Source organism: Aeromonas sp. Prich7-2 (assembly GCF_017939255.1).
GTDB lineage: Bacteria > Pseudomonadota > Gammaproteobacteria > Enterobacterales > Aeromonadaceae > Aeromonas > Aeromonas caviae.
Genome location: NZ_JAGKRI010000220.1, coordinates 37,744 through 44,973, shown reverse-complemented (window position 1 = coordinate 44,973; position 7,230 = coordinate 37,744). Strand labels below are relative to the sequence as shown.

General features: G+C 64.8%; 9 protein-coding genes. 4 read left to right on the top strand and 5 right to left on the bottom strand.

Annotated elements, in window-relative coordinates:
- Positions 1-234: 234 nt before the first annotated feature.
- Both J9892_RS21240 and J9892_RS21235 read right to left on the bottom strand, forming a co-directional pair.
- On the bottom strand, positions 235-927 hold the full coding sequence (locus tag J9892_RS21240) for a response regulator (protein ID WP_010673461.1): 693 nt from the start codon (positions 925-927) through the stop codon (positions 235-237).
- A gap of 3 nt (positions 928-930) precedes the next feature.
- The gene (locus J9892_RS21235) at positions 931-2,496 is read right to left on the bottom strand and encodes a sensor histidine kinase (protein WP_010673460.1); all 1,566 of its coding nucleotides are present in this window, start codon (positions 2,494-2,496) and stop codon (positions 931-933) included.
- Positions 2,497-2,754: 258 nt separating this feature from the next.
- On the opposite strand from J9892_RS21235, the gene slyA reads away from it, so the two are divergent.
- The 4 genes from slyA to J9892_RS21215 all read left to right on the top strand — a co-directional run bounded on the left by slyA (position 2,755) and on the right by J9892_RS21215 (position 5,867).
- Positions 2,755-3,228 carry a transcriptional regulator SlyA gene (slyA, locus tag J9892_RS21230; protein ID WP_010673459.1) on the top strand — a complete coding sequence of 158 codons (474 nt, stop codon included), beginning with the start codon at positions 2,755-2,757 and terminating at the stop codon, positions 3,226-3,228.
- A gap of 1 nt (position 3,229) precedes the next feature.
- Complete coding sequence (locus tag J9892_RS21225) at positions 3,230-4,285, top strand: HlyD family secretion protein (RefSeq protein ID WP_103857897.1); 1,056 nt, start codon at positions 3,230-3,232, stop codon at positions 4,283-4,285.
- 10 nt (positions 4,286-4,295) lie between these two features.
- Entirely contained in the window at positions 4,296-5,324 is a 1,029-nt protein-coding gene (locus J9892_RS21220; RefSeq protein WP_010673457.1) for a DUF2955 domain-containing protein, read from the top strand.
- A gap of 183 nt (positions 5,325-5,507) precedes the next feature.
- Complete coding sequence (locus J9892_RS21215) at positions 5,508-5,867, top strand: MliC family protein (protein ID WP_010673456.1); 360 nt, start codon at positions 5,508-5,510, stop codon at positions 5,865-5,867.
- 58 nt (positions 5,868-5,925) lie between these two features.
- On the opposite strand, the gene J9892_RS21210 is transcribed toward J9892_RS21215, so the two are convergent.
- From J9892_RS21210 to nrdG, 3 genes are all read right to left on the bottom strand, one after another.
- Positions 5,926-6,306: an energy transducer TonB gene (locus tag J9892_RS21210; protein ID WP_349237054.1), complete on the bottom strand. Its 381-nt coding sequence runs from the start codon at positions 6,304-6,306 to the stop codon at positions 5,926-5,928.
- A 146-nt stretch (positions 6,307-6,452) separates the two neighbouring features.
- On the bottom strand, positions 6,453-6,623 hold the full coding sequence (locus tag J9892_RS21205) for a YqaE/Pmp3 family membrane protein (protein ID WP_010673454.1): 171 nt from the start codon (positions 6,621-6,623) through the stop codon (positions 6,453-6,455).
- A 57-nt stretch (positions 6,624-6,680) separates the two neighbouring features.
- Positions 6,681-7,190 carry an anaerobic ribonucleoside-triphosphate reductase-activating protein gene (gene nrdG / locus J9892_RS21200; protein WP_052815464.1) on the bottom strand — a complete coding sequence of 170 codons (510 nt, stop codon included), beginning with the start codon at positions 7,188-7,190 and terminating at the stop codon, positions 6,681-6,683.
- Positions 7,191-7,230 lie beyond the last annotated feature (40 nt).

The window sequence follows — 7,230 nt, the reverse complement described above, 5'->3', positions numbered from 1 at the left end:
GACGGTATAACCTGGCCAGAAGGAGGCAATATCAATATGATGCACGGCGACAGCAGGGTGATGGTGGTGGTGTGTTTGGAGACAGCCAGTTTACCAGCACCCTGTCTGTCAACTTCCACTTCCCCAAGATCCCGCGAAGAACCAAACAAAAGGGAGCTCAAAGGCTCCCTTTTATCTGCGCGGCCTGCGCAGCATGGTGTGCGCGGCCTCTTCGGCGTTGTGCCCGCGGCGGGGTCACGACTCCCGGCGCCAGTGGTAGCGCCGCTCCGGGCGGCCACGCTGGCCGTAGTTGAGCTCCACGTCCAGCCGATCTTCTGACTCCAGAAACTCCAGGTAGCGGCGGGCCGTGGTGCGACTCAGGGAGAGGCGCAGGGCCACGGTGTCGGTGGAGAAGGTGTTGTCCGGCTCCCCCGCCAGCAGATCCAGCACCTGTCGCAGGGTGATGGCGTCGATCCCCTTGGGGGTCTCCCGCGCCTCCCGACCCTGGTTGCGCGCCTTGCCCATCAGGCGGTCCAGGTCGCTCTGGGCCAGCTCCCCCGGCTCGCACAGGCGGCGATGCAGGACCAGGATCTCCTCCAGGCTCTGCTGGATGCGAAACAGCCGCAGCGGCTTGATGACGTAGTCCTGCACGCCCAGGTTGAGGGCCTGCTGTATGGTCTCCACGTCGCAGGAGGCGGTCACCATCATCACCATCACCTCCCGGTTGTAGCTGCGCAGCCGGCTCACCCACTCCAGGCCCGAGCCATCGGGCAGGGAGATGTCGACCATCAGCAAGCGGGGCTCGCTCCCCGCCATCAGGCGATCCGCCTCGGCCAGGGTGCCGGCCCGCCCCATCAGGGAGAACCCGGCCGTGGAGGAGACCAGCTCCCCCAACATGGCGCCTATCCGCTCGTCATCCTCGATAATCAGCGTGAAAATTGGCTTCATGACTTACACCAATTGGTTTTTATTCAAATAGATACCAAACAGGGTCGTCTGCTCGGCGGTGCGACGCCATTCTATCACGCCCCCCCGCCTGGCCACCGTCTTCTTGACCAGGAAGAGGCCGACCCCGTGATCCCCGGTCTGGCGGCTGACACCGTAGTCGAACAGGTGATCCGCCAGCGCCTCGTCCACCCCCTCGCCACTGTCCTCCACCTCGATCACCAGCCGCCGCCCCAGATCATCGAGGGAGAGCAGCACCCTGGGCGCGGCGTGCTCGCGGTTCCCCCAGGCGGCGCGAATGCCGTTGTCCAGCAGGTTGCCGATGCAGGTGATGAGATCCGCCGACACCTCGGCCGGATACTCCCCGAGGGCCGACCCCGCATCCAGCACCAGCTCCACCCCCAGCTCCCGCGCCCGGCTGAACTTGCCGAGGATGAGCCCGGCCACCGGCTTGTTCTCGATGACCCGCAGCAGATCCTGCAACATGTTCTGGCAGGCTTCGTTCTCCTGCTGGATGAGGTCTACCGCCTGATCCACGTGGCCGAGCTGGAGCAGACCGGAGAGGCTGCTGAGCTTGTTGGCGAATTCATGGGTCTGGATGCGCAGCATCTCGCCGTACTGGCGCAGGTGGGTCACCTGCATGCCCAGGCTGCCGGTGCCGTCTGGCCGGCTGAAGATGAGCATGCGCCCCGGCTCGCGACCGCTGAGCTCCTGCCAGTGGCCGACGAAGTCATCCCCCTGCACGGTGAACCTGACCGCCCCCCCTTGCTGCAACGTGGGCACGAGGCCGGGGGCCAGCTCCGCCAGGGAGCGGCCCAGCAGGGCGTGGCGCCCGGTGCCGGGCAGTCGCAACTGATAGAAGGCGGCGCTGTTGAGCATGGTGATCCTGTGCTGGTTGTCCAGGGCCACTATCCCCTCCGAGATCCCCTCCAGCACCAGATCCTGCTGGGCGAAGCGATTGGCGATGGTTTCCGGCTCCAGATCCAGCAGGGTTCGGCGCAGCAAGTGCTGTACCCAGAGCGCCAGCAGCAGACCGCACCCCAGCACCGCTGCGATGGCGCCGACCAGCAGGGCGATCCGCTCCTGATAGGTGCCCTCCACGGTGCGCATCAGATAACCCACCGCCACCGCGCCGATGGCCTGGCCATCGGGCCCCACCACGGGAGCGAAGCAGCGGATGGCGGGGCCCAGGGTGCCCACGTCCCGGGAGCAGTAGCTCTCGCGCGACTGGAGCGCAGGCCAGATGTCCTCCCCCCGGAAGGTCTGGCCCACCAGCTCGGGGGAGGGGTGGCTCAGGCGCCTGGCATGTTCGTCGGTCACCACCATGTAGGCGGCATCGGTGCGGCTGCAGATCCCCTGCACATAATCCCGCAGCCCGGGATCGCTCCCCTTCTCCAGGGCCCGGACCACCCGGCTGTCCGCCGCCAGCACCCGGGCCAGATCGCTCCCCTTCTCCTTCAGGTTGTTCTCCAGCAGGTGGCGCATGAAGAGGGCGAGCAGACAGCCCAGGATCAGGATCAGCAGCAGTGACAAGCCAAGCGAGAGGGTGACTAGCTGGTGGCGCAGTTTCATCGTTCAACCTTGCAGCGGACAGGAAAGCCCAGGGTGAGGGTGTCCCCCGGCCGGGTCAGTGGCCAGCCTGGCGCACCTCAAAGGTGGCCACTCTAGCGCCTCCCCCGGCCGTTGTCGGTTAGCTGGCCCGCAAAGCCATATAAAAACTTAAACACCACGGCCCGGGCAAAAAACCTGAACGTGAGCTGTATCACACTATTTACTTAGCCTGCGAAATAAATATAATGCTTCGCAAGCTAAGTAATTGAGGTGCCCGTCATGAAAAAGGATCTGGAGATGTTGCGAGAACTCTCCCTCGCCGAGCAGCTGGGGCGATTGCACCGGCTCTGGCGCACCGTGGCCGATCTCGAGCTGGCACCTCTAGGGCTCACCCATCCCCGCTGGACCGCCCTGTGGAAACTCAGCCGCCTCGGCGGCCACCTCAGCCAGAAGACCCTGGCCGAGGCCCTGGAGATAGAGCTCCCCTCCCTGATGCGGACCCTGGGTCAGCTCGAGGAGCAGGGGCTGATCGAGCGCCATTGCTGCAGCCAGGACAAGCGGGCCCGCATCGTCACCCTGACCCCGGCGGGCAAGGCGCTGCTCGATCAGATCGAGGGCCGCATCATCGCCGTGCGCCGGGAGCTGCTCACCGGCATCAGCCAGCAGGAGCTGGCCCAGTTTGAAGACATTGTGCACCGCATCTCCGCCAACGCCCTCGGCAAGATAGCCGCACAGCACGAAGAGAGAGAATAAGATGACACCGGATCAACAATTCAAGCGCTGGATAAAGTGGGCAATCGTCTGCTTCGTCCTGGTGTTTGGCTACTTTCTGCTGGCCGACATCAAGATGCCCCTGACCCCCCAGGCCATGGCCACCCGGGTCGTCACCCGGATGGCCCCCCAGGTCAGCGGCAAGGTGGTCGAAGTCGCCGTCGCCAACAACCAGCACGTCAAGCAGGGGGATCTGCTGTTCGCCCTCGACCCGGAACCCTTCCAGCTCGCCGTGGATCAGGCCAGGCTCGCCCTGGATCAGGCCAGGCAGCAGAACCGCCAGCTGGACGCGACCCTGACCGCCTATGAGGCGGAGTACAGCTCGCTGCGCACCCAGGCCGACCAGAAACAGCGGGAAGCGGCGCGCATCGACGCCCTCTACCGCCGTCACATGGTCTCTGAACAACAGAAAGATGACGCCGACAGCGCCGCCCGCACCGCCCGTGCCAACCTGCTCGGCAGCCAGGCCCGGGTAGAGCAGGCCCGCGTTAACCGCGGCTTGCCAGGGGAAGACAACCTGCTGCTGCGCCAGGCCCGCAACCGCCTCGCCCAGGCCGAGCTCAACCTCGCCTACAGCCGGGTTCATGCGAGCCAGGACGGCATCATCACCAATTTGCAGCTCAAGCCTGGCAGCGTGGCCAATGCGGGCTCCCCCCTGCTGGCCCTGGTCTCCGAGCAGGTGGACGTGATCGCCGATTTTCGCGAGAAGAGCCTGCGCCATGTCAGCGCCGGCAGTCAGGCCCTCGTCGCCTTCGACGGCGAGCCCGGTCGTCTCTATCCGGCCCGCGTCGCCAGCCTGGATGCCGGGGTCAGCGCCGGCCAGTTTGACGCAAACGGCCAGCTTGCGAACCCTGTCGAGTCCGATCGCTGGGTGCGGGATGCCCAGCGCCTGCGCCTGCACCTGACCCTGGAGCAACTGCCCACTCACCTGCCGGCCGGGGCCCGCGCCACGGTGCAGCTGCTGCCGGACAACACCCTGACCGGGCTGCTGGCCCGCGGCCAGATCCGTCTGCTCAGCCTGCTGCACTACATCTATTGAGATGACGACCATGAACCTGTGGCACAGACCCCTCACCCCCAACGAACTGCGCCAGTGTCTGCGCATCGCCTTTGGCTGTACCCTGGGGTTTGTGCTGTGCAAGATCTTCGGCTGGAGCAACGGGGTCTTCTTCACCGTCACCCCGGTGCTGCTGCTCGGCCTGGTGCCGGTGATGAACGGTCACGCCGCCCGCCAGCTCATCGCCTCCGCCGCCATGTGCGGTCTGGAAGTGGGGCTGCTCGGCGGCCTGTTCGGCGGCCACCCGGGGCTCATGACCCCCCTGGTCTTTTTGCTCTTCCTCTACCGTTTCGCCGCCATGTCCCGGGGCAGCCTGTTCCTGTTCGGTGCCAACGGGGTACTCAGCCTCAGCATCATGCTGCACTTTGCCAGCTACCCCGGGATTGATCTGAACGACCTCATCTTCAGCAACCTCTGGGCCAGCGTCCTGTCGGTGCTCATCGCCTATCTGATGACGGCCCTCATTCCGGACGTGGAGGAGCGCCCCAGGCCGGCCCCCTCCCCCAAGGCGCCGCACCGGATGCGCCACGAAGCCCTGCTGGGGGCATCCATCGCGACCCTCTCGTTCCTGGTGTTCCAGATCTTCGATCTGCGCGACTCCATGTCCGCCCAGGCCACCACCCTGCTGCTGCTCTTCCCCATGCACTGGAACGGCGCCCTGGACTATGCCCGCAAGCGGGCCATGGGCACCCTGCTGGGGGTGAGTTTCGGCATCCTGGGGCAGCTGGTGCTCTATGACTGGTCCGGCTTGCTGCTGCTGGTGACCCCGGTGCTCTGGCTCGGTGCCATGCTGTTCAGCTATGCCCATGTGAAGGAGGCGAGCGGCTCCGGAGTCGGCTTCGGTGCCCTCACCACCCTCGGCATCCTGTTCGGCCAGTACCTGACCCCGGGCAACGACCTGGTCTTCAGCGCCCTCTATCGGGTGAGCAGCATCCTCTTTGCCATCGTGGTCACCCTGCTCGCCTGCTACCTCATCCACCGGCTGCTCAATCGCTTCGAGGCGACACGGTTCGGCCACTGACCCTTTTCTGCAGCCATTGGATGGCTCCCTTTCGCCCCGCTTGCCTGCCGGGGCGTTTTTTTGCCTGCCCCACGGACCAGAGGGAGACGGACGCATCCCGACGCAGGGCTCCCGCCACGAGGTTGCAGTTGTGCCTCATCCTGTTAGGCTCAAGGCCATATGACACCGTTGTGAGGATCAAACATGAAACACGCCAAGCTCTTTCTACTGGGGGCGGGCGCCATCACCCTGCTCGGCGGCTGCGATCTGGGCAGCGGCAAGCTGGGAGTGACCGGCGGCGATCCCGTCACCTATCTGTGTGAACAGAACCAGAAAGTGCAGGTTCGCTACTTCTCCCTCTCGGACGAGAGCCTGAACTTCGTCAAGCTCTCCCTCCCCGATGGCAAGGATTACACCCTGCCCCAGGCGGTTTCCGCCTCCGGCGCCCGCTATACCGACGATCACGAGGTGGTCTGGTGGAACAAGGGCAAGGAGGGGTTCGTCGAGATGCGCGATGACGCCGGGGAGTGGCAGAGCCGCTACAACGACTGCAAGGAGCAGTGATCCGCGCCGTCATGGCACACAGCCCACACGAAACACCCCGGCCTGGCCGGGGTGTTTGTCATTTCACTTCCACTTCGAATCGGGCCACAACCCGAGCCGGAATGGCTTGCAGATTCTGATCCGATGGCCGGTAGCGCAGCTGCGCCAGCCCGGAGATGGCGATGAGATCCAGCACGCCGGGAGGCTGGGACTCCAGTACCTCTGGGCTGAACAGCGTGCCATTGGAATCGATGAGGTAGCGAAGGGTCACATACCCCTTGACCGGCCTCTTCGCCGGCAGCCCCCCGACCGGGTTAAACCTGATGGCATCCCCCACCAGCACCCAGTATTCGGGCAGCGTTTCCCAGGTGACATCCACCGGAGGCTGATTCAGCTTGGCGGTGGGGCTGGCACAGCCCCCGAGCAGGGCCAGGGCGGCCCACAGCAACAACCCTTTCACTCGCACTCGACATTCCCTCTTCGTTGTATCGCTCGACTCCATGAGCGACGCGCCAGTGTCAGGCAAAGGGGCTCATCCTGGAAGCCCCCATCTGGCAGGCAAAAAAAAGCCAACCCCGGAGGGCTGGCCTTGTGATCTCTCACGACTCAGGCGCGCTTGTCGCTTACCACCAGCCAGAGGGCATGGACCATGCCGGGCAGACCGCCCAGCAGGGTCAGCACTATGTTGATGAGGAAATGGAGGCTGAAGCCTACCTGGATAAAGGCGCAGACCGGGGGGAGAAAGATGGCCAGCAGGATCTTGAGCAGATTGTTCATCGGGATTCCTCGTGTAAACAGCGCTTGGGGTTGGCCTAACCATAAACACCCAAAGCCTCAACTGCAAACCAGACAGGGGATCCGCTCTCCTCCTTTCCGCCAGGCGTTGAGGTCGTGAACCATCTGATTGCGGCTGCCACGCCAGAGCAGACCGGGATCCGCCAGGGCCTTCTCGAACCTGCCATCCACCAGCACGTCCAGCAAGGCCACCAGCTCCCGCTGGGCCGGGCTGAGATCGGCCAGCAGATAACCGGTCCAGCACCAGATGTCCTTGCCGGGGCACTCGGCCCGCACCCGCTTCACCAGCGCCAGCACATGCGGCACGTTGGCGGGGTGGAGCGGATCGCCGCCGGAGAGCGACAGTCCGCGCCGCTTGATGCGGCTGTCGTTGAGATCGTGAATGATGCGATCGCTCATCGCCTCATCGAACGGCTTGCCCCCATCGAGCCGCCAGGTGCTCTGGTTGTAGCAACCGGGGCACTGGTGCTCGCAACCCGACACGAACAGGGTGGCGCGGGTGCCGGGGCCGTTGATCACATCGACCGGGTAGTACTGGTGGTAGTGCATTCGAGTTCTCCGGGTTAACGGCCAACCCCCTCCCAACCTC

Bases quoted from the DNA above. Each gene is read 5' to 3' on its own strand.
- nrdG (WP_052815464.1), bottom strand. From the start codon at position 7,190: ATGCACTACCACCAGTACTACCCGGTCGATGTGATCAACGGCCCCGGC.
- J9892_RS21205 (WP_010673454.1), bottom strand. From the start codon at position 6,623: ATGAACAATCTGCTCAAGATCCTGCTGGCCATCTTTCTCCCCCCGGTC.
- J9892_RS21235 (WP_010673460.1), bottom strand. From the start codon at position 2,496: ATGAAACTGCGCCACCAGCTAGTCACCCTCTCGCTTGGCTTGTCACTG.
- J9892_RS21215 (WP_010673456.1), top strand. From the start codon at position 5,508: ATGAAACACGCCAAGCTCTTTCTACTGGGGGCGGGCGCCATCACCCTG.
- J9892_RS21225 (WP_103857897.1), top strand. From the start codon at position 3,230: ATGACACCGGATCAACAATTCAAGCGCTGGATAAAGTGGGCAATCGTC.
- slyA (WP_010673459.1), top strand. From the start codon at position 2,755: ATGAAAAAGGATCTGGAGATGTTGCGAGAACTCTCCCTCGCCGAGCAG.
- J9892_RS21240 (WP_010673461.1), bottom strand. From the start codon at position 927: ATGAAGCCAATTTTCACGCTGATTATCGAGGATGACGAGCGGATAGGC.
- J9892_RS21220 (WP_010673457.1), top strand. From the start codon at position 4,296: ATGAACCTGTGGCACAGACCCCTCACCCCCAACGAACTGCGCCAGTGT.